This is a genomic window from Ensifer sp. 38_S197 (genome assembly GCF_056924495.1).
Genome location: NZ_JBXOVZ010000001.1, coordinates 2,001,456 through 2,022,349, shown reverse-complemented (window position 1 = coordinate 2,022,349; position 20,894 = coordinate 2,001,456). Strand labels below are relative to the sequence as shown.

At 61.5% G+C, this 20,894-nt stretch carries 18 protein-coding genes; 8 read left to right on the top strand and 10 right to left on the bottom strand.

Annotated elements, in window-relative coordinates; genetic code table 11:
• Positions 1-36 precede the first annotated feature (36 nt).
• A complete protein-coding gene (gene ytfQ, locus AC1Z3V_RS09370; protein ID WP_429818121.1) occupies positions 37-999 on the bottom strand; it encodes a galactofuranose ABC transporter, galactofuranose-binding protein YtfQ in 963 nt (320 codons plus the stop codon).
• 217 nt (positions 1,000-1,216) lie between these two features.
• The gene (locus AC1Z3V_RS09365; protein ID WP_483498454.1) at positions 1,217-2,125 is read right to left on the bottom strand and encodes an EamA family transporter; all 909 of its coding nucleotides are present in this window, start codon (positions 2,123-2,125) and stop codon (positions 1,217-1,219) included.
• 91 nt (positions 2,126-2,216) lie between these two features.
• Here AC1Z3V_RS09365 and AC1Z3V_RS09360 point away from each other — a divergent pair, with 91 nt between their 5' ends.
• The 8 genes from AC1Z3V_RS09360 to AC1Z3V_RS09325 all read left to right on the top strand — a co-directional run bounded on the left by AC1Z3V_RS09360 (position 2,217) and on the right by AC1Z3V_RS09325 (position 12,985).
• Positions 2,217-3,101, top strand: a complete 885-nt coding sequence (locus tag AC1Z3V_RS09360; protein ID WP_483498453.1) for a LysR family transcriptional regulator — start codon at positions 2,217-2,219, stop codon at positions 3,099-3,101.
• A gap of 143 nt (positions 3,102-3,244) precedes the next feature.
• Complete coding sequence (locus tag AC1Z3V_RS09355; RefSeq protein ID WP_483498452.1) at positions 3,245-4,273, top strand: LacI family DNA-binding transcriptional regulator; 1,029 nt, start codon at positions 3,245-3,247, stop codon at positions 4,271-4,273.
• A 112-nt stretch (positions 4,274-4,385) separates the two neighbouring features.
• Entirely contained in the window at positions 4,386-5,654 is a 1,269-nt protein-coding gene (locus AC1Z3V_RS09350; RefSeq protein WP_483498451.1) for an ABC transporter substrate-binding protein, read from the top strand.
• An 83-nt stretch (positions 5,655-5,737) separates the two neighbouring features.
• A complete protein-coding gene (locus AC1Z3V_RS09345) occupies positions 5,738-6,637 on the top strand; it encodes a carbohydrate ABC transporter permease (RefSeq protein WP_483498450.1) in 900 nt (299 codons plus the stop codon).
• Entirely contained in the window at positions 6,634-7,455 is an 822-nt protein-coding gene (locus tag AC1Z3V_RS09340; RefSeq protein ID WP_483498449.1) for a carbohydrate ABC transporter permease, read from the top strand. The genes AC1Z3V_RS09345 and AC1Z3V_RS09340 overlap by 4 nt, the downstream gene beginning before the upstream one ends.
• Positions 7,456-7,463: 8 nt before the next feature.
• Complete coding sequence (locus AC1Z3V_RS09335) at positions 7,464-9,728, top strand: glycoside hydrolase family 2 protein (protein ID WP_483498448.1); 2,265 nt, start codon at positions 7,464-7,466, stop codon at positions 9,726-9,728.
• A complete protein-coding gene (locus tag AC1Z3V_RS09330; RefSeq protein WP_483498447.1) occupies positions 9,725-10,801 on the top strand; it encodes an ABC transporter ATP-binding protein in 1,077 nt (358 codons plus the stop codon). Before AC1Z3V_RS09335 ends, AC1Z3V_RS09330 begins: the two co-directional genes overlap by 4 nt.
• A gap of 306 nt (positions 10,802-11,107) precedes the next feature.
• On the top strand, positions 11,108-12,985 hold the full coding sequence (locus tag AC1Z3V_RS09325) for a hypothetical protein (RefSeq protein ID WP_483498446.1): 1,878 nt from the start codon (positions 11,108-11,110) through the stop codon (positions 12,983-12,985).
• Between the two features lie 64 nt (positions 12,986-13,049).
• On the opposite strand, the gene AC1Z3V_RS09320 is transcribed toward AC1Z3V_RS09325, so the two are convergent.
• From AC1Z3V_RS09320 to ggt, 8 genes are all read right to left on the bottom strand, one after another.
• Entirely contained in the window at positions 13,050-13,913 is an 864-nt protein-coding gene (locus tag AC1Z3V_RS09320; RefSeq protein ID WP_483498445.1) for an alpha/beta fold hydrolase, read from the bottom strand.
• A gap of 292 nt (positions 13,914-14,205) precedes the next feature.
• Positions 14,206-14,556 (bottom strand): DUF488 domain-containing protein, encoded by a 351-nt coding sequence (locus tag AC1Z3V_RS09315; RefSeq protein ID WP_483498444.1) that lies wholly within the window; start codon positions 14,554-14,556, stop codon positions 14,206-14,208.
• A 65-nt stretch (positions 14,557-14,621) separates the two neighbouring features.
• A complete protein-coding gene (queE, locus tag AC1Z3V_RS09310) occupies positions 14,622-15,359 on the bottom strand; it encodes a 7-carboxy-7-deazaguanine synthase QueE (RefSeq protein WP_483498443.1) in 738 nt (245 codons plus the stop codon).
• Entirely contained in the window at positions 15,356-15,712 is a 357-nt protein-coding gene (gene queD / locus AC1Z3V_RS09305) for a 6-carboxytetrahydropterin synthase QueD (RefSeq protein ID WP_483498442.1), read from the bottom strand. Before queD ends, queE begins: the two co-directional genes overlap by 4 nt.
• Complete coding sequence (gene queC, locus AC1Z3V_RS09300; protein ID WP_483498441.1) at positions 15,712-16,422, bottom strand: 7-cyano-7-deazaguanine synthase QueC; 711 nt, start codon at positions 16,420-16,422, stop codon at positions 15,712-15,714. The genes queD and queC overlap by 1 nt, the downstream gene beginning before the upstream one ends.
• Before the next feature lie 290 nt (positions 16,423-16,712).
• Positions 16,713-17,798: a nucleotidyltransferase family protein gene (locus AC1Z3V_RS09295; protein ID WP_483498440.1), complete on the bottom strand. Its 1,086-nt coding sequence runs from the start codon at positions 17,796-17,798 to the stop codon at positions 16,713-16,715.
• 642 nt (positions 17,799-18,440) lie between these two features.
• The gene (locus AC1Z3V_RS09290) at positions 18,441-18,797 is read right to left on the bottom strand and encodes an SPW repeat protein (RefSeq protein WP_483498439.1); all 357 of its coding nucleotides are present in this window, start codon (positions 18,795-18,797) and stop codon (positions 18,441-18,443) included.
• A gap of 205 nt (positions 18,798-19,002) precedes the next feature.
• The gene (ggt, locus tag AC1Z3V_RS09285) at positions 19,003-20,742 is read right to left on the bottom strand and encodes a gamma-glutamyltransferase (RefSeq protein ID WP_483498438.1); all 1,740 of its coding nucleotides are present in this window, start codon (positions 20,740-20,742) and stop codon (positions 19,003-19,005) included.
• Positions 20,743-20,894: the final 152 nt, after the last annotated feature.

Sequence of the window (20,894 nt, the reverse complement as noted above, 5' to 3'; positions counted from 1 at the left end):
TGGCCCGCGCGAGAAGGGCACGGGCCACGGCCGACATCAGTAGCCGAGGCCCTTCTTTTCCTCGTAGACCTTCAGCGGCTCGTCGGCCTGCGTGTAGAGCTTCGATTCCGTTTGGATCCACTTCGGCGGTGCCGTGCCATCCTTCTGGTACGCGGCAAGCGCGTCGAAGGCGGGGCCGGCCATGTTCGGTGTCAGCTCGACCGTGGCATTGGCTTCGCCCGCGGCCATCGCCTGGAAGATGTCAGGCACGGCATCGATCGAGACGACAAGGATATCCTTGCCGGGTTTCAGGCCGGCCTCCTTGATCGCCTGGATGGCGCCGACGGCCATGTCGTCGTTGTGGGCGTAGAGTGCGCAGATGTTCTTGCCACCGTCCTCGGCCTTCAGGAAGCTTTCCATCACTTCCTTGCCCTTGGTGCGGGTGAAGTCGCCGGTCTGGCTGCGGATGATCTTCAGATTGTCATGTCCGGACAGCGCCTGTTCAAAGCCCTTCTTGCGGTCGATCGCCGGCGAGGATCCGGTCGTACCCTGGAGCTCAACGACATTGCAGGGCTTGCCGGCCGTGGTGTCGACGAGCCATTTGCCGGCGACATTGCCCTCGTGCACGAGGTCGGAGGTTACCGCCGTCAGATAGAGTTCCTTCGAGGCGTCGACGGTGCGATCGAGCAGGATGACCGGGATCTCCGCGTCTTTGGCTTCCTGCAGCACCTCGTCCCAGCCGGTGGCGACGACCGGCGCAAGAAGGATGGCATTCACGCCCTGCGCGATGAAGGAGCGGACCGCCTTGATCTGGTTTTCCTGCTTCTGCTGCGCATCAGCAAATTTGAGGTCGATGCCGCGCTGCTCGGCCTGCTGCTTGGTCAGCGTCGTCTCGGCGGCGCGCCAGCCGGACTCCGAGCCGATCTGCGAAAAGCCGACGACCAGATCGGCCGCGGAAGCGCTGCCGAACGTGCAGGCAGCAAGGATCGTTGCACCCGCAAGTGCCTTGGCGATTTTCATGATTTCCTCCCAAAGAAAGCTGCCTCCAAGCAGCCATCGAGAAAAAATCATATAATATTACTTTTGTAAACGGGCACTTTTCATCTGGCGCGCAAGACGTCGAAGAAATTTCATTGGAGGTCGCGGACGGCTGAACCCGGGTCAGCCGTCTCGGCCGCAAGCGGCAGCGGAAGTTTCGCAGAATTGACGCACGAGAAAAACGCCTGCCGCTAGGGCGCTAGGCTTTCGCCAGCACGGTTCCGGCGGCACTGGCAAGCATCACGAGTGCGACGCCGAAGATCTGGTTGAGCGACAGCGCCTGTCCAAGGACGATGAAGCCAGCGCCGGCGCCGATAGCCGGCTCGAGGCTCATCAGGATGCCGAAGGCCGACGGCTGCATGCGGCGGAGCGCCATGAATTCGAGCGCGTAAGGGAGCAACGGCACCAGAACGGCGAGCCCGGCCGTCACCAGCAGCAGGTCGAAGGAGAAGCCGGATTGCACTTGGCCGACACCGAACGGGGTTGCGACGAGTGCTGCAAACAAGAGCGAAACGGCAAGCCCCTCCAATCCCCTGAAGCTTTGGCCGGCATGCTTCATCAGCACGATATAACCGCCCCAGCCGATCGCAGCGCCGAAGGCGAAAAGCAGCCCGCGCGCATCCGCCACCCACGCCGAACCGTCCCAGGAGAGGCACAGCACGCCGGCCGCCGCGATCGCAGGACAAAGCAAGCGCCAACCGCGACCGCCAAATATCGCCGCGACGGTCAGGGGGCCGAGAAACTCGATTGCTACGGCAAGCCCGAGCGGAATCCGTTCGATCGCCGCGAAGAAGCAGAGCGTCATCATCGCCATCATGGCGCCGAGCGAAAGCGCCGTAAGCCACTGCGATCGCGTGTAACTGAAGAAGCGCGGCCGGACGAGGAGCAGCAGGAATGCTGCCGCCCAGGAGACCCGCAGCCAAGTTGCGCCAAAGGTGCCAAGGCCTTGCATGGCCGGATTCGAGAGTGCGGCACCGAACTGCACGCTCGACATGGACAGGAGGCAAAAGGCGATCGCTATGGACACTCGCCCGGCCGAATCCGGCACCGTTGCCGGCCCGCTCCAGCCGCTATCTACCGTTGCCGTTGCCGTTTCGGTATCCGCCATGTCCGTTCTCCTGTTGGGCTTGAACGGACATAGCAACTTCGGCATGATAATGAACTCTAATAGTTGTGATGGCTCTATAAAGGATCGTTATATGCATGATCTGGACATCGGCCTGTTGCGGGCCTTCGTCGTCACCGCCGAATGCGGCAGTGTCAGCGGTGCCGCCCAGCGGCTGGCGCGGACCCAGGCCGCCGTCAGCATGCAATTGCGCCGGCTGGAGGACGATCTTGGCGCCAGGTTGTTGAACCGCAGCACAAGGGGCATGGACCTCACCGAAGCCGGGCATGTGCTGCTTCCCTACGCCCAGAAAATGCTGGGCTTGAGTACGGGCGCAAGGAGAGCGCTTGCCGGTCGATCGGTCCACGGCCCGATCCGCTTCGGCATGATCGAGGACATCGCCGTCGGCTCGCTGCCAAGGGCACTGCAGCGCTTCGCCCAATGTCATCCAAACGTGGCACTCGAGCTCACGGTCGCCGAAAGCACCGTGCTGTCGGAGAAGCTGTCGCAGGGAGGGCTCGATGTCGCCATCGGCGACCCCGCTCTGATCCATGGCCGGCCGATCCTCGCCTGGCGTCTGCCGCTCCGCTGGGTCGCCGCGCGTGGTTTCACGATGCCGGAAGAAGGTCCCCTGCCGCTGGTCACCTTCGACGGGGTCTGTACCTGGCGGCAGAAGATGATCGAAGCGCTGGACGGCGGCAAAAGGCCGTGGCGCATGGTGCTGACGAGCGCCAGCCTCGCCTCGATCCAGTCGATGATCGAAGCCGGTCTTGGCATTGCGGTTCTGCTGGATCTCAACATCCGCCCAAACACAATGAAGATCCTTGGCGCCAATGAAGGCTTGCCGCCGGCTCCGATGATCGAACTCGGCCTCTTCGCTGCCGACGACCAGGGGCTCTCGTCGCAGCCCGTTGCAGCGCTCTGGGAATTCCTCTCCGACGAGCTTCAGGCAGAAGCCCTGGCAACGGCTCAATCTTAGCCCTCGCAAATGCATTCCGATCCCAGAACGAAATACGGCCCCGGCGCAACCCAGAGATTGAAAATCTCAAGGAAAAATTTTACTAAATAACGATTGCGCCGCGCCCGAAACCGGGGCCGCTGGCGGCGGGCAGGAAGCAGGACATGGTCACAATAAAGGAAATCGCTTCGGCTGTCGGGGTCTCGTCGGCAACGGTTTCGCGGGTGTTGAACTACGATCCGACGCTTTCGATTTCCACGAAAAAGCGTCAGGCGATCATCGAAACGGCCGAGGCGCTGAACTACGCGACGCCACGCAATCGCGGTCGTGGCGCGGGGCCGATGCAGGGCCTGAAGTTCGCGCTGGTACATTTCCTTCAGCCCGCCCAGGAACTGATCGACCCCTATTATGTCGGCGTCCGGCTCGGGATCGAAAACCGCTGCCAGGCGCTGAAAATCGAGGTGGTCAAAGTCTTCCACAACGGTAACCTGCCGGAGGCGGCGATCCTCCAGGGCGCCAGCGGCGTCGTTGCCGTCGGTCACCACTATGGCGAAGAGGTTCACTGGTTGCGGCGCCACAGCCGCCACTTGGTCTTTGCCGACTTCGCGCCTGACGACGACATCGACGATAGCGTGATGAGCGATGTCTCCGTGGCAATGAATCGCCTACTGCAAGGCGTTCACGGCATGGGTTACCGCCGCATCGGCTTCCTCGGCTGGATCGACGCCTTTCGCGACAAGGATGACATCCATTCCGAACGCCGCTGCCGCGCCTTCATCAACTGGATGACGAAAGCAGGACTCTACGACCCGGACCTCTGCATGGTCGAGAAGCTGACGCCGGACAGCGGTTACACGTTGGCAAAGGCCCTGCTGTCGAAACCCAACCGGCCTGAAATCCTGATCACCTGCAACGACAACATGGCGATTGGCGCCTATCGCGCTATTCACGAGATGGGCTTGAAGATTCCGGAGGATGTCGCCGTGGCAAGCTTCAACGACATTCCGGTCGCGCAGTTTCTCGGCCCGCCGCTTTCGACCGTCAAGATACCGGCGGAAATCATCGGCGAAACGGCCGTCGACCTGCTGGTCGAGCGGCTTTCGGGACGTGACGTCGCCAAGAAGGTGCTGCTCGGAACGGAGATCGTCTGGCGCGGCAGCACGGCCGCCGGGAGCACGATTGCGGGCGTGTAAAAATGGCCTGGTAAAAATTTACTGAAATATTGCCTTCTTCGGAGTTTTACGAAATACTCCGCGCCGAGACACGGAGGAATGTCTCGGGGAACGAAAATCGAGGGAGGAAACTATGGACATGCGTATCTATCTGCCGCGCGTTGCCGCCGTGGCGCTCGCGGGGGCCAGCCTGTTAGCGGTGACTTCAGCGCAAGCCAAGGAAATCACGGTCTGGTGCTGGGATCCGAACTTCAACGTCGCGATCATGAAGGAGGCCGGCGCGCGCTATACCAAGTCGCACCCTGACGTCACCTTCAATATCGTCGATTTCGCCAAGGCCGACGTCGAACAGAAGCTGCAGACCGGTCTTTCGTCCGGTACGGCGGATGCGCTTCCCGATATCGTGCTGATCGAAGACTACGGCGCGCAGAAATATCTTCAATCCTTCCCCGGCGCCTTCGCGCCACTCTCCGGCACAGTCGATTATTCCGGCTTCGCTCCCTACAAGGTCGAGCTGATGACGCTGGATGGCCAGGTCTACGGCATGCCCTTCGATTCCGGCGTGACCGGCCTCTATTATCGCAAGGACTATCTGGAGCAGGCCGGCTTCAAGCCCGAGGACATGCAGGATCTGACCTGGGATCGCTTCATCGAGATCGGCCAACAGGTCGAAGCTAAGACCGGCAAGAAGATGATGGGTCTCGATCCGACCGACGCCGGGCTCGTGCGCATCATCATGCAATCGGCCGGCCAATGGTATTTCGACAAGGAAGGCAAGGCAACCATCACCGGCAACGCCGCACTGAAGGCGGCGCTGGAGACGGTCGGCAAGGTCATGTCGGCCAATATCTACAAGCCGGCCGCCGGCTGGTCCGACTGGGTCGGCACCTTCACCTCGGGTGATGTCGCCACCGTCATTACCGGTGTCTGGATCACCGGCACCGTCAAGGCGCAGCCGGATCAATCGGGCAAGTGGGGCGTGGCACCGATCCCGGCTCTTTCGATCGATGGCGCGACGCATGCCTCCAACCTTGGCGGATCGAGCTGGTACGTGCTCGAAAGCTCGGCCGAGAAGGCCGAGGCGATCGATTTCCTCAACGCGGTCTACGCCAAGGACGTCGATTTCTATCAGACGATCCTGCAGGACCGTGGCGCCGTCGGCTCGCTGCTTGCCGCGCGCGGCGGTGCGGCCTATGGCGAGGCCGATGCCTTCTTTGGCGGCGAAAAGGTCTGGCAGAACTTCTCCGACTGGCTCGCAAAGGTCCCCTCGGTCAACTACGGCATCTTCACCAACGAGGCGGACACCGCCGTCACCGCACAGCTTCCGGCGCTGCAGCAGGGAACGCCCGTCGACGACATCCTGAAGGCGATCGACGCCGAGGTCAGCGCGCAGGTCCAGTAATCGCCACGGCGATTGTCTGCACTATTCCCGGCCGTGGCGGCGTATGCCACGGCCAACGGCTCCTGCTATCCATGAGGATGATGATGGCTCTCGCACGTCGCGGCGGCATCGGCCGATACTACAACATCAATGGCTGGCTCTTCGTCGCGCCGGCGCTCGGGCTGATCGCCCTTTTCATGATCTATCCGATCCTCTGGTCGCTCTGGATGTCGTTCCAGTCCGGCCGCGGCATGATGCTGAAATTCGCCGGTTTCGCCAACATCGTCCGTCTCTGGAACGATCCGGTCCTCATCAAGGCGCTCACCAACACGATGACCTATTTCGTCGTGCAGGTGCCGATCATGATCCTCCTGGCGCTGATCCTCGCGTCATTGCTCAACAACCCCAGTCTCGTCGGCCGCGGCTTCTTCCGCACCGCCATCTTCCTGCCCTGCGTCACCTCGCTCGTCGCCTACTCCGTTCTCTTCAAGGGAATGTTCGCGCTCGACGGAATCGTCAACTCGACCCTCGCGGCGGTCGGCATCATCGCTTCGCCGATCCCGTGGCTGACGCATCCCTTCTGGGCGAAAGTGCTCGTCATCATCGCCATCACCTGGCGCTGGACCGGCTACAACATGATCTTCTACCTCGCGGCGATGCAGAACATCGACAAGTCGATCTACGAGGTGGCGCGCATCGATGGGGTGCCTGCCTGGGCGCGCTTCACCCACATCACCATCCCGCTGTTGAAGCCCGTCATCCTGTTCACCACGATCATCTCGACCATCGGCACGATCCAGCTCTTCGATGAGGTCTACAACCTGACAGAAGGCAAGGGCGGGCCGTCGAATGCGACGCTGACGCTGTCGCTCTACATCTACAACCTGACCTTCCGCTTCATGCCGAACTTCGGCTATGCGGCGACGGTCTCCTATGTGATCGTCGTGCTCGTCGCCCTTCTCGCCTGCCTTCAGTTCTTCGCGGCACGGGAGCGCGACCGATGAACAACGGATCCGCACGCATCGTCAGCACCATCGTCACCTACGGCTTCGTCGGGCTGATGGCGTTTCTCTCGATCTTCCCATTCGTCTGGATGCTGCTCGGTGCCACCAATTCGTCGATCGACATCATCAAAGGCAAAATGCTGCCTGGAAGCGCGCTTGCCACCAACATCAGCACCTTCTTCACCCAGGTGAACGCGCCGCTGGTCTTCTGGAATTCGGCCAAGATCGCCATTCTTGCGACAGCGCTGACGCTCGCCGTATCGTCGCTTGCCGGCTACGGCTTCGAGATGTTCCGCTCACGCCGTCGCGACCGGATCTACAGCGCTCTTCTGCTGACGATGATGATCCCGTTTGCCGCGTCGATGATCCCGCTCTTTATCATGATGGGCAAGGCGGGCCTCATCAACACGCATCTCGCCGTGGTGCTGCCGTCGATCGGCTCGGCCTTCGTCGTCTTCTATTTTCGCCAATGCACCAAGGCGTTCCCGTCGGAGCTTCGCGACGCGGCCAAGGTCGACGGGCTGAAGGAATGGCAGATCTTCCTCTACATCTACGTGCCGGTGATGCGCTCGACCTATGCGGCGGCCTTCATCATCGTCTTCATGACGGCGTGGAACAACTATCTCTGGCCGCTGATCGTGCTGCAGTCGAACGAGACGAAGACGATCACGCTCGTCATCTCTTCGCTCGCCTCCGCCTACTATCCCGACTACGGCGTCGTCATGGTCGGCACCATCCTCGCGACGCTTCCCACGCTCGCGGTCTTCTTCTTCATGCAACGCCAATTCGTCCAGGGAATGCTGGGCTCAGTCAAATAGGAATGATCATGCGTTCTGTTAGCTCTTTCAACGACACCTGGGTCTTCTCCGAAGGCTTCGCCGCCACGGAAGCAGGCCGTCTGCGGACGGGCAAGCCCGTCAGCCTGCCGCACAATGCGGTGGAACTGCCGTTCAACTATTTCGACGAGACCTCCTATCAACGCACCTTCACCTATCAGAAAGTGCTTACCTGGCGTCGAGAGTTCCATGGCCGCGAAGTCTCGCTCATCTTCGACGCGGCCATGGCCGACGCCGTCGTCTACCTCAACGGCGAAGAAATCGTCGCCCACAAGGACGGCTATACGCCCTTCGAGGCGCGGCTGACGGATAGGTTGCGAGAGGGAGACAACCTGATCACGGTCAAGATCGACGGTAGCGAGAACCCGGAGATCCCGCCCTTCGGCGGCCGCATCGACTATCTCACCTATGCCGGCATCTATCGCGACGTGTGGCTGAAGGTCACCGACGCGGTTTCGGTCGCCAATATCAAGATCGAGACCCGCGACGCACTCAGCGATACCAAGTCCATCTCGATCGGCTGCGATCTCGCCAATCCGCAAGGACTGGCCTTCGCCGGCGCAGTCACGGCGCTCCTCAAGGACGCGAACGGCAAGGTTTTGGCGGAAGCCGTCACCGAAACCCGGGGTGACAGCGTCGCGCTGGAGATGACCGGCCTCACCGGACTTTCGCTCTGGGATATCGACGATCCTGTCCTCTATGAAATCGAAGTGCAACTGCGCAGCGATCGCGGCAATGACCGCCTCTCCTCGCGCTTCGGCTTCCGCACGGCGGAGTTCACCACGGATGGTTTCAAGCTCAACGGCCGGCCGCTAAAGATCCGCGGCCTCAACCGCCACCAGGCCTTCCCCTATGTCGGCTATGCCATGGGCCGCACGGCACAGGAACGGGATGCGGAGATGCTGAAGAACACGCTGCATTGTAATCTGGTGCGGACCTCGCACTACCCGCAGTCCAAATGGTTCCTCGACCATTGCGACCGCATCGGCCTGCTCGTCTTCGAGGAAATCCCCGGCTGGCAGCATATCGGCGGCGAGGCGTGGAAACAGGAGGCGATCCAGAACGTCCGCCGCATGATCGAGCGCGACTGGAACCATCCTTCGATCATCATCTGGGGCGTGCGCATCAATGAATCGCAGGACTCGCATGACTTCTACGTCGAAACCAATCGGCTGGCCCGTGAACTCGACCCGACGCGGCAGACGGGCGGCGTGCGCTATATCACCGACAGCGAATACCTCGAAGACGTCTACACCATGAACGACTTCATCCTCGGCAACGAGGAGCTTCCGGGGGCAAACCGCCCGCGCACGGCGCTGCGCCCGCAGCAGGAATGCACCGGGCTTAATCGCAAGGTGCCCTATCTCATCACCGAATTCGGCGGCCACATGTTTCCGACGAAGATCTACGACCAGGAGCAGCGGCAGGCCGAGCACGTGCGCCGGCATCTGGAGGTGCTGAATGCCGCCCATGGCGACCCAAGCATTTCCGGCGCCATCGGCTGGTGCATGTTCGACTACAACACCCACAAGGACTTCGGCTCCGGCGACCGGATCTGCTATCACGGCGTCATGGACATGTTCCGCCAGCCGAAATTCGCGGCCTATGTCTATGCCAGCCAGTGTGAACCGTCGGAGGAAGTGGTGATGAAGCCAGTGACCTTCTGGGCGCGCGGCGAGCGCAACATCGGCGGCGTGCTGCCCTTGATCGTGCTCACCAATTGCGACGAGGTCGAGCTGAAATACGGCGCGCTGGTGAAGCGCATCGGTCCGGACAGGGAGAACTTCCCGCATCTGCCACATCCGCCCGTCGTCATCGACCATCGCCACTTCACCAAGGACGAACTCGGCGTCTGGGGCATGAAGTGGGAAGATGCCGCCTTCACCGGTTTTATCGACGGCAAGGCCGTTGCCAACCTCCGCATGGTCGCCGATCCCGTGCCGACGACGCTGGAGGTCGTCGCCGACAGCGCGACGCTGAGAGCCGAAGGGCGTGACAGCGTCCGCGTGATCGTGCGCGCGCTCGATCAGGTCGGCAACGTGCTGCCGTTCCTCAACGATGCGGTCGACGTCACCGTCACTGGCCCGGCCCGGCTGCTCGGGCCCGAACGTCTCGTCTTCCAGGGCGGCTCTACCGGTTTTTGGCTGGAGACGACGGGGGCAGCCGGCGGCATCGCGGTCGCGGTGGCCTCGACACGACTTGGGTCCGTAAGACTGGAACTTTCGGCAATCGCCAACGAGGCAGCGGCTGCATGAGCGAACTCCAACTCAGCGACGTCAGAAAATCCTATGGCAACTTCGAGGTCATCAAGGGGGTCGACCTCGACATCAGGACCGGTGAATTCGTCGTCTTCGTCGGGCCCTCAGGCTGCGGCAAGTCGACTTTGCTCCGGATGATCGCCGGCCTCGAGGAGATCACGTCAGGCGATCTCACGATCGGCGGTGAGCGCATGAACGACGTCGACCCCTCGAAGCGCGGCATCGCCATGGTCTTCCAATCCTATGCGCTCTATCCGCATATGACTGTGAGGGAAAACATGGGCTTCGCACTGCGTTTTGCCGGTGTGCCGAAGGCCGAGATCGACAGCCGCGTCAGCGAAGCGGCGAATATTCTCGAACTCGCACCGTTGCTCGACCGCAAGCCCAAGCAGCTTTCCGGCGGCCAACGCCAGCGCGTGGCGATCGGCCGGGCGATCGTGCGGCATCCGAAGATCTTCCTTTTTGACGAGCCGCTGTCCAATCTCGATGCGGAACTGCGCGTGCACATGCGCATCGAGATCGCAAGGCTGCACAAGAAGCTGGCGACCACGATCATCTACGTCACCCACGATCAGGTCGAGGCGATGACGCTTGCCGACAAGATCGTCGTCATGCGCGGCGGCGTGGTCGAGCAGGTCGGTTCGCCCCTCGATCTCTATGACGATCCCGCCAATCTCTTCGTCGCCGGCTTCATCGGCTCGCCGAAAATGAATTTCCTGAAGGGGATCGTCGAAGCGGGCGCCGGCGGAGAGAAACACGTCCGTCTGCCGGACTTCGGCAATACGACGCTTCCGGTTACCGCAAAGGACGCGGCACCTGGGAGCACCGTGACGATCGGTATCCGGCCCGAGCATTTCGGCGACAATGGCTCGGCCTATCTCACTCTGACGATCGACATGCTCGAGCATCTCGGCGGCGAGACCTTTGCCTATGCTCGCCACGGCGACGGCGAGCTGATCGTCATCGAAACGAAGAACGGCCGCGGCCTCAAGTCCGGCGACAGCATCGCCGCTCGCTTCGACCCGGCCGTCGCGTTGGTGTTCGACGCTGACGGCCGACGCCTGCGCTAGCCTATCCGTGCGTTCGGATGAACGCACAAAGGATGCTTTAGGCTACGACAGGAAAGGGCGCATGCAATGCGCCCGTTGACACCCGTCGGTCACCAGCCATACGACGACAAAACATGGCGTGCGCCTTCCGGTGCAAATCTGTGGTATCGACTGGCATCAAACGCTCTTGCCCGCTCGAGTCGTTTGCATGCAGCACCAGACCGAACGACGGATAATGATTGTGCGCCCCGATCGCAGCCACATCGACGTCGACCGCCAGCCGATAGCTGTCGACGCTTTCAGCCGTGCATTCTGCCGGCGGTCCGCATGACCGACCCGAACAACCAGCCGATACATGTGCTGCTACTGCGGCTGGTGCTCAACCTTGCGTTCCTCGTCGTGCCTTTCGTGATCCCGCTCTATCTGCCGTTGCCGTTTGCGATCGCCTATTGGGCCGGCGCCATGGCCGCAGAGTGGATCGAAGATCGCCTCTTTGGAAAGGTCGACCATACCTTCGTATGGATGCTCGGCGGTTGCTTCGGCCTGAGCTATGCCGTTGCAATGCAGATGTCCGGAGCGGTGGCATCCGTACTCGCCGGCATTGCCTGCTTCTTGTTCCTGCTTTGGCTGCAAAGTCTCTGGGAAAAACGCACAGGCATGCGGATCGAGCGGACACCGGAGTCTCCCATCGCTGACGCAGAGTCTATCGCGCGCAGCGACAACAGCGCCTGGGGTAGTCCGGTTCCGGTCACGCCCGAGGGAGAGAGCCTGCGCGTGCTTGCCTGTCATGAGATCGCCATGGGCGGCCCCGTGATCTGCGACTACCTTTTCCCTGATGGTAGCGTCATTCTGGGGGCAGGCTCTTCGACCGGCTTCTCGGCGGATGGGCAATACTTCGTTTCGCCGAGCCCCTCCCGTGGGAAATGGGGTCTGCTGATCTACGATCGCCGCAGCCATATCCTCTACCGCTGCGACGATACGACAGCATTCTGGGAGATCGACCTCGTCACCGAAACGACGATAACCGGTCGCCACAGCCCGATCACCTCGAACCGGACCTACAGCGCCCAGATCGCCGAACTGATCGCCGGCGGCGAAAAGGAACAAATGGTGACGGTCGCTGATCTTAAGATCCCCGCAAAGGACTGGGCCGACATATGCGACCGCGACGAAGCCTCGCTGCCTGCCGGCCCGGCGGGAGCCCCTGGCATCACTAGCATTCCCTATCTGCCCGACAGCCTGATGGCGCTCGAATCGCCGCTGGACCCGCTCTATCACCCGATGGCCGAACTCGTCGTCGATGGCGTCACGAGCGGGCTGCTCATCTCGACGCGCTATCCGGATGTCGTGTGGCGGGAGGATGCAAATGCGTTTGCCTGCCTCGCAGACCGAAAGGACCACCGCGACGAGAGCGGCTACTGGTCCTGGAACACAGCGAACGGATGGCGGGAGATCGCCAAAGGGCACGACATCGGCGCGAACCGCCCCTATGCCAGCCGCAACGGCCTTGCCGCCCTCGATCCGGACCATTTGGCGGTCGGATGGACGCTGGCTCAGCCGGAACTTGGTTATAGCCGGTTCGGGCGGCTCAGCAGCTATGCGCATGCGCCGCTGGAGATCGATGGCCGGACCTATCCGCAGCCGGTTGTTCGCCAGTGCCTGCCGCTTGTCGAAGGGGGCGCCACGGAATCAATCGAGAGCGCGCCGCTGAATACCGGGAAGCGTATTCGGTGGCATTTTCTGCGCCGGGATACCGATCTGTCCTGTGATGTCTTCACCTGTACCTTCGGCGGCCAGGCTCTTGAGGGCGAATGGTTGCTCGACCATAGGATTTCAGCCACAGGGGATTTCATCGCTCTGGTGGCCTATGCGGCCTCGCCGGAGGTCCCCCACCGCATCGCCGTGCTCGATGGTGGAACCGGCATGCTGGCGTGGATTGAAGAGAGCCTTTGCGATCCTCAGCTTCAGGGATTTGCCGAGGACACGCTTCATTTCGTTCATCTTGTCGGCCGCATCGACGATGGGCCGACGGGGGCCGCCTATCTGTCGGCAGATGAGGCGCCGCAGAACCTCGATGAAGCCGTCCCGCCCCCAGCGAAAGCTCGCGCCTTCATGGAACACCGCGACGGTTCCGCCCTTCACTATCGGCAATCGGCAGCTACTCTCCGCAACGGCGCATGGCGGTTGCGGAGCGACAAGCTGTAGGCCGATCGCTCCACAATGGGGGGAAGTCACCCACCAATGCATCGCTCTCGCGGCAGTCTCGCACTTACGGAAACATGCCCTTTGGCGTCTCGCCCCTCAGGAAAGGCTCGATGAATGCGTACAGGAGATCCGTCTGGTTGATGACCGCGGTGTGCGACGTCGCCGGCAGGATCGCAAGGCGCGAGGCGGCAAGCGGCTTGCCCATGTCGCCCATCGCTCCGCCGCCGAGCAGGCGAAACAGCGCAACGTTGTGTTCGAGCGTCGCTACGTCCGCATCGCCGGCAATGATCAGCACCGGCGCCTTCAGAGCCTTGACGTCAGCCTCCCAGGCCATCGGCTCCTTTTCGAGCTGGATGAGCTTTCGGGCCAGTTCCGGGAAGCCATCCGGGTTGGCGGCGAGCTTGCGATAGTCTTCGGCAAAGGGCAGGCCGACGATCATCTCAACGGTCATTTGCGGGATGATCGCCTTGAACTCCGGCTGCCAGCCCTCGGCATCATAGGCGACGGATGCGGCCACCAGATTGTTGACCTTCTCCGGATGCCGGATCGCGAGTTGCAGGCCGGCAGCCGCGCCCATCGAATAGCCGAAGACATCGGCCTTCTCGAGATCGACGGCATCCATGAAGGCGGCGACATCGTCAGCCAGGTTCGGATAGGTGATCGGCCGGTCGATATCGGTCGTGCGGCCGTGGCCCTGCAACTCGACCGCATAGACCTTGTGAGTCTCGGCAAGCTTCGGGATGATCGTGCCCATCGACGGAATGTTCATATAGGCGCCGTGCAGCACGACCAGCGGCTCGCCTTTGCCCGAGACCTCGTAATACATCTTCATGCCATTGACATCGACGCGATTACCAACCGGCTCGGCCTCGGCAAACGCGCTGCCGAAAATCAGCAGGGCGCCTGCGATCAAAGCGGTACGAAACATTCTCAATCTCCTTGTTGTCAGCGCGGTCCAAAACCGCCGTCGAGATTAAGACGTGCGGCGCTTTCCCATCCCGACGTCGACAATCGATAAAATTTCATACAACATTGCGCCGCGCCGAAAGCGCCCCGCATACCCGTCGCCGTCACAGGCGTTTCAGCTCGGCGGACTGAGTTTCGCTCGCAGACCGGCCGACGCTTCCCCTTCCAGCACGACTGGCGCCGCATCACTGCGCGCATAGCCAGCCGATTCGGGACACCCACTGCAGCCACGTGATGCCGGGCTGACGCCTCGTCTATCGCGGCATCAGGACATAATCCTTGAGGAGCTCGGCGTGATTGTGCGTCTCGTCCTTCACACTGTAGAGCAAGGTCACTGGGCCTTCGGCGATGAGCTTCCGCAACTGCTCGACCGCGGCCTGGTTACTGTCGAGCTCGGCAAGATAACGTTTGCTGAACTCGGCCCAGGTGCCCTGGTCTCCATGAAACCAGCGGCGCAGTTCCGTCGTTGGCGCGATCTCCTTCAGCCAGAGATCGACCGCGGCTTCCGCCTTGGTCAAACCCCGCGGCCACAGGCGATCGACGAGAATGCGCATTCCGTCGCTGTCTGCTTTCGGCTCGTAGACACGTTTGGTGTTCAGTTGCATGACCGCCCCCCACGCATTCTCCACCGTTGGAGCATAGCCCAGGGCCTTTGTCCAATCGCGGGGCGTCACACCCCGCGCCTGTTGCCCCAGAGCAGAACATGCAACTGCGGCAGAACGCGAGCCTCGAACCAGCGATCCTCCGTTACCTTGCCCACGAGCCAGAGCATGCGGTCGATGATACCGTCGATATCGACGGTGGCGTTGTCGTCATCAGGCGGTGGCGGCGTGTGGTTGCCGGGCTGCAGGTAGAGCGGCAGATGCGGATAACGCGCGGCGACCTCACGCGCATAGGCATAGTCGCGCTCGTCGAACACGACGATTTTCAGCGCGACCTCAGGCTTTCCCGCCGCCATCAAAAGACAGTCGGCGAAGTCGTGCCAGTCGGTCTCCATGCCGCTCGACGGTGGCTTCGGGCTCAGCACCAGGACGTCGAGATCGGCGAACCAGTCCTTCGCGATACTGCCCTGCGTCTCCAGGGCAAACCGGTAGCCGTCCTCTCGCCCACGCGCGATCAGGGGCCCAAGCGGCTGGATCGCCGGATTACCGCCGGATAGCGAAACCGTGAGCGGCTTGCTGCCGGACAGCCGGATCACTTCGCTCCAGATCTCCTCCACCGTCATCGGCAGCCATTGGTCGCGGTATTCGCTGTCGACCGCATGCAATGTATCGCACCAGCTGCAACGATAATCGCAGCCACCCGTGCGCACGAACACGGTCGGCAGGCCGATCAGGATGCCCTCGCCCTGGATCGTCGGGCCGAAGATCTCGCTGACGCGGATGCGTGTTTCGCCGGACCCGGTCATGGCCGGTATTCCGCCCAGGTCTTCGGCGTCTCGCTGACGCGCACCGCCGAGGTTTCGGGCAGCCGCGCCTTGCACCAGTCGTAGAAATGCCTCGCCAGACATTCGGCCGTCACCTGGTCGTGACCGAGAACATCGTTGAGGTGACGGTGGTCGAAGCTCTCATCGATATAGCGCTTCAGCGGTGCCAACTCGTGATAGTCGCGGACAAAACCGTGGACATTCAATTCCTCGGCAGCGAGTTCGACTTCGACGACGTAGTTGTGCCCGTGCAGCCGGGCGCATTGATGGTCGGCCGGCAGGCTCTTCAGCTGGTGCGAAGCGGAGAAATGGAACTCCTTGGTGATCCGAAACATCACTTCACCTCCTCTGCCGCATATGCCGAGGTCGCAGCCACCCAGAAATCCGGATCCTCATAGTCGGTCGGATCCGCAACGCCGGCGAGATGGAAGGCCTCGCGTCGCTCGACACAGGTGCCGCAGCGGCCACAGTGGCGGGCGCCGCCCTTGTAGCAGGACCAGGTCTCTTCGAAGGGGGTCGCATGGCGTGCGCCATCGGTGACGATATCCGCCTTTGAGATCGTCACGTAGGGCGCATAGAGTGCGACCTTGGCATAGCCATCGAGTGCATGGTTCTGCATCGCCTGGAACGCATCGATGAAGCCGGGTCGGCAGTCGGGATAGATGAAATGATCGCCGCCATGCACGGCGACGGCCACCGCATCCGCCTTCTGCGCCGCCGCCAGTCCGAAAGCAATGGCGAGCATGATGGCGTTGCGGTTCGGAACGACCGTCGCCTTCATCGTTTCCTCGGCATAGTGGCCGTCGGGCACGTCGACGTCATCCGTCAGCGCCGATCCGGTGAGATGGGCGCCGATCGCGCGGATGTCGATGATCTGATGCGGAACGTCGAGGCGCCGGGCGCAAGCCGCGGCAAAGTCCAGTTCCTTGCGGTGTCTTTGGCCGTAGTCGAAGGAGAGCAGGCCGACAAGCTCCTGCTCGGCTGCGACCTTGTGGGCAAGCGATACCGAGTCCAATCCGCCGGAGCAGATGACGATGGTCTTCATGATAGGTGTCCTTGTTTTGACCGGGTAGGCTGCGACCGGATTACAGGGTGCCTTCTAGGACAAAGCAGAGGCGATGGGAAGCGTTATGTTGTTGTTGTTATTTGTGGGAGGACGCATAGTTTGTCCCTTGGCCACGGAGGCGTCCCGAGCAACCAGACGTTAAACACGAAATTCGTTTCCACGTTCCCGCCGAAAAACGGTAATAAGCAGTCGCGCCGCGATCCGAAGGATCGGCATCGGCGCGAGTACTTGATGAGAAACAAGCTGCTAAATTTGTGAAATAGCCGCCCCTACCTATCGTCCTTGAATGGATCGATGCCGAGTTCTTTGAACAACGCTTCCGTCTTCGCCCGATCAGCGCGGCTCATGAAGCCGATCCCGGTCCTGAGCGCGTAGCGCCAGGCCTCTCCCCTCTCCCATGCCTCGTGCAGTGCGTCCGACAACTCATTGAGCCGATTGGCGACATCGAGTGCTTCGAACAGGAGAACGGTCTGCCTCAAGTCCTTGTCTCGTTTCGCGGAACCAAGCGTGTCAACGACGCGGCGGCTGGCGACGATCAGCTTGTGGATCGCATAGCGCTCCGGAGCTGGTACGATCACGCTGATGCCTGACTTGTGCAGCATGACGGCTCTGATCGGCTCATAGATCAGGAAGTCCAGGAATCTCAGCGGTTCGGCCGAGGCCCCACCAAGGGCGGGCATGTCGGCCGGTTTGTCCATGTGGTCATCTGATCCCCTGTTTCCGGTCAGGAACTCGACCTTGTAGCCGCTGCGATTGATGAAGCCGGTCATACGCGGTGACCCCGAGCGATGCATAACCGGCCGGAATGTCGGATCGAGGCCCTTCAGGATTTCGAGAACAGGTGGAAGGCTGTCCCCTACTTCGGCCGAGATCGCATAATCCTGAGCGAAGTCGACATCTCCGGTCTGAAACGACGCAGCAGGCAGACGGACGCCAAGATGCCCCGCATAGGTCGAGAAGGCGACCGATCCAACGAGGCAGGCCCGCAGGCGGAAGATTCCGGCATTGGCGAGAGCTTCGACGACATCGCCGGTAAAGCGGTCCGGTTCCGGCAAGCCAGCCTCACGAACGAGCGTCGAGACGAATTTGCGGCGAGCTTTCGTATCGTCTTTGATCGCCTTGAACTCCTCGACGCGTTTGTTGATCTCCGGATCGTCGGCCGGTCCAACATAGCGGCGCTTTTGGCGATAGCCCTCCCCTTCCGATGGCTGGTCGAAATACCAGTATTTCCGGCCCTTGTTGTTGACCCCGACGAAGCGGCCTTCAACCGGGAAGTCGGTCGAGAAGGAAGCATCAAGTAGCCGTTGACCGAGTTCGGCGGTCATGGTGCGATACATGAGATCGATCTGCTTCATGTTGCCTCGCTATACTAAAACAGAGTTTTTAGTATAGCGCGCGATCCGCCAGAGAAAAGGGTAGGCGACACTCGCTATACTAAATTTGCGTATTTAGTATAGCGACGGCCCCACTTTTCAAGAGCAATCTTCGAAACACCTGGGTTCCCTGTCTCACGATTGGTTTATTTTGAATCAATTGCTGCAGCCTCCTCAAGTCGCTTGCCAGTTAAAGGGGAGAATGCGGCTAGAAGGGTGCCGCTCCGGCCATTGCGGCACTCGCCGCGCTCGGTCGTCAAGGATATCGACAACCGAACGGAAACTTGCATCGGGCCGCCGCCGAATTATGCCTGACTGGGACAACCGTAGCCGTCGGTCTGAGCCTCGCCTTCACCGCGGATTGATGACCGGGCCGGCGGGCCGGCGGCGTCTGTGCAATAATCCGATGAAGTCGCAGCACCGCCGACGCTCCGGTACGACACCTCAGCGAGGACGCCTTTGAGTGGCTTGTCACAGTGACATTTTTTGAAGACGAGAAACAGGGCGGAGACCCCGCATACTCTCAAACCCGGGTGAAGCTGCATACAGGAGATTGCACCGAATTACGCCGTCTGTTCGCGGCCCGGAGCTGCGGCGCCGGGCCGCGACCTTCGCTGCTCATCATCATGCATGCGCATGCGGGTGCTGCCGTTCGTCCCAGACCGACCAGATCGCGAGCGCAGTCACCAGTGCCCCGAGGACGACATGCGTCCACATGGGAATGGCGCTGGTCGAGAACCCGAGCAGCCAGGGCGAAGCGATCAGCCAGAGCCCGACGATGAGGCTTGCCCATTCCTCCCATTCCGCAAACATGGCCAGTGTTGCGACCGCCAGAACGCCGAGCACGACGGCGGCGGCCCAGGCGTTCCAAGCCGGAACGCTCTCGACAACGAAGCCCATGATCCAGGGGGAGATGAACAGGCAGACGGCGAGAACCAGATTGATCCAGTCCTGCGCTTTCTTTCCTTCCATCAGTGCCATGACAACCTCCACGAATGAAGCTTGATCAAAGCGTACGACCGCGTGCGGCGCACGCTCTGGAAACTATAATAAATTCAATCAAAAGCGCTTTCAAATCTTTTTCGCGCGAGTATCCGGTGATCGCACCTGCGAAACCGCGCGGCGAACCGACGATCCGCCGCTTTCCCAAGCGGCCTCGTCTTGCCGCCATCGTCTCGCCGAAGCTTTAGTAGCCGCGTGCCGCGCCTGCGCCGATGCGGCTGTCCACCGCGCCGTTGTAGCGCGCGCCGCCGCCGGCCTCGATGTCGGAGAGGCTCTCGCCGCCGACGAGAATGCCGGTCGCCTGCCCCCAGATCGTCCAGCTTTCGTCGATCTGGACGTTGTGGCCCATTGCAGACAGAAGCTTGCGGGTATCGGGCGAGAGGGCATAGGGCTCCATGAAGACCTTGTCCGGCAGCCATTGGTGATGGATGCGCGGCGCGTCGACCGCTTCCTGGATGTTCATGCCATGATCGATGACATTGAGGATCGCCTCGAGCGTGATGGTGATGATGCGGGCGCCTCCGGGGCTGCCGATCACCATGAAGGGTTTGCCATTCTTGGAGATGATCGTCGGGCTCATCGACGACAGCGGCGTCTTGCCGGGAGCGATTGCGTTCGCTTCGCCCTGGACGAGCCCGTAGAGATTGGGCACGCCGGGCTTGGCGGTGAAGTCGTCCATCTCGTTGTTGAGCAGGATGCCGGTTCCAGGCGCCACCACGCCGGCGCCGAAGGAGCCGTTCAATGTATAGGTGACGGCGACGGCATTGCCCTCGTCGTCGATGATCGAATAGTGGGTCGTCTCCTTGCTTTCGCCGAAACCCTTGGGGATCAGCGTCGCGGAGACGCCGGCACGGAACGGATCGATCTTGGCGCGGATTTCCTTCGCATAGGCCTTGTCGGTGAGCTTGGCGACCGGGTTTTCGACGAAATCAGGATCGCCGAGCGACGTGTTGCGATCGACATAGGCGTGGCGCATCGCCTCGATCATCGCGTGAACCGTGTCCGCGGCGCCGTAACCCATATAGGAGAGCGGATAGCCTTCGAGAATGTTGAGGATTTCGCAGATGATGACGCCGCCGGACGACGGCGGCGGCGAGGAAACGATGTCGTAACCGCGATAGTTGCACTTGACCGGCTCCAACTCGCGCACCGCATAGCGCTCGAAGTCTGCTTTCGCCAGAATACCGCTCTTCTCGGCACTGGCCTTGACGATCGCATCGGCGATCGCGCCCTTATAGAAGGCGTCAGTTCCCTTTTCCGCGATGCTGGACAGAGACGCCGCAAGATCTGTCTGAACCAGCTTCTCACCGACCACGAAGGGTTTGCCGTCCTTGAGGAAGATCGCGGCCGCCGCCGGATCCTTGGCGAGCCTATCGGTCTCGCCGTCGAAGGAGTCGATATCGCCTTGCTCCAGCACAAAGCCGTCCTTGGCAAGCGCGATCGCAGGCGCGATCAGTTCGGCCAGCGGCTTCGTGCCATAGCGACTGCGGGCCACTTCGAAGCCCATGACCGGCCCCGGCACGCCGACGGCAAGATAGCCCTCGGTGCTGAGCCCTTTGACGACATCTCCCTTGTCGTCGAGATACATGGTCTTGGTCGCCGCCTGTGGCGCCCGCTCGCGGAAATCGAGGAAGGTCGTCTTGCCGTCCTTGAAGCGGATGGTCATGAAACCACCTCCGCCGATATTGCCGGCGGTCGGATAAGTGACGGCAAGCGCGTAGCCGACGGCAACAGCGGCATCCACCGCATTGCCGCCGCTCTTCAACACCGCAACGCCGACATCGGATGCCAGATGCTGCGCCGTGACGACCATGCCGTGCTCGGCCTTCGCCGGCTCCGGCGAGGCCGCTCGGCCCTCTAATGGGGCCAGGCTCAGCGCAAGAAACAAGGTAACGGGCAGGCTCTTCAAGCGGAAACTCAGCATGCGTCTCTCCCTAGCAGGCGTTGCTCGCAATGCTTTGCCGACGGCCGCAGTGCGGACGCCCCCCACCGCGTCAAACGCGGCGGCGACAATCTCTTGGCCAGGCAAGCACTGATTGTGGGCAGCTATGAAGTCAACGGAGTATAGCCACGCTC

Coding starts and splice junctions, on each gene's coding strand:
- ytfQ (WP_429818121.1), bottom strand. CDS start 999: ATGAAAATCGCCAAGGCACTTGCGGGTGCAACGATCCTTGCTGCCTGC.
- AC1Z3V_RS09365 (WP_483498454.1), bottom strand. CDS start 2,125: ATGGCGGATACCGAAACGGCAACGGCAACGGTAGATAGCGGCTGGAGC.
- AC1Z3V_RS09360 (WP_483498453.1), top strand. CDS start 2,217: ATGCATGATCTGGACATCGGCCTGTTGCGGGCCTTCGTCGTCACCGCC.
- AC1Z3V_RS09355 (WP_483498452.1), top strand. CDS start 3,245: ATGGTCACAATAAAGGAAATCGCTTCGGCTGTCGGGGTCTCGTCGGCA.
- AC1Z3V_RS09350 (WP_483498451.1), top strand. CDS start 4,386: ATGGACATGCGTATCTATCTGCCGCGCGTTGCCGCCGTGGCGCTCGCG.
- AC1Z3V_RS09345 (WP_483498450.1), top strand. CDS start 5,738: ATGGCTCTCGCACGTCGCGGCGGCATCGGCCGATACTACAACATCAAT.
- AC1Z3V_RS09340 (WP_483498449.1), top strand. CDS start 6,634: ATGAACAACGGATCCGCACGCATCGTCAGCACCATCGTCACCTACGGC.
- AC1Z3V_RS09335 (WP_483498448.1), top strand. CDS start 7,464: ATGCGTTCTGTTAGCTCTTTCAACGACACCTGGGTCTTCTCCGAAGGC.
- AC1Z3V_RS09330 (WP_483498447.1), top strand. CDS start 9,725: ATGAGCGAACTCCAACTCAGCGACGTCAGAAAATCCTATGGCAACTTC.
- AC1Z3V_RS09325 (WP_483498446.1), top strand. CDS start 11,108: ATGACCGACCCGAACAACCAGCCGATACATGTGCTGCTACTGCGGCTG.
- AC1Z3V_RS09320 (WP_483498445.1), bottom strand. CDS start 13,913: ATGTTTCGTACCGCTTTGATCGCAGGCGCCCTGCTGATTTTCGGCAGC.
- AC1Z3V_RS09315 (WP_483498444.1), bottom strand. CDS start 14,556: ATGCAACTGAACACCAAACGTGTCTACGAGCCGAAAGCAGACAGCGAC.
- queE (WP_483498443.1), bottom strand. CDS start 15,359: ATGACCGGGTCCGGCGAAACACGCATCCGCGTCAGCGAGATCTTCGGC.
- queD (WP_483498442.1), bottom strand. CDS start 15,712: ATGTTTCGGATCACCAAGGAGTTCCATTTCTCCGCTTCGCACCAGCTG.
- queC (WP_483498441.1), bottom strand. CDS start 16,422: ATGAAGACCATCGTCATCTGCTCCGGCGGATTGGACTCGGTATCGCTT.
- AC1Z3V_RS09295 (WP_483498440.1), bottom strand. CDS start 17,798: ATGAAGCAGATCGATCTCATGTATCGCACCATGACCGCCGAACTCGGT.
- AC1Z3V_RS09290 (WP_483498439.1), bottom strand. CDS start 18,797: ATGGCACTGATGGAAGGAAAGAAAGCGCAGGACTGGATCAATCTGGTT.
- ggt (WP_483498438.1), bottom strand. CDS start 20,742: ATGCTGAGTTTCCGCTTGAAGAGCCTGCCCGTTACCTTGTTTCTTGCG.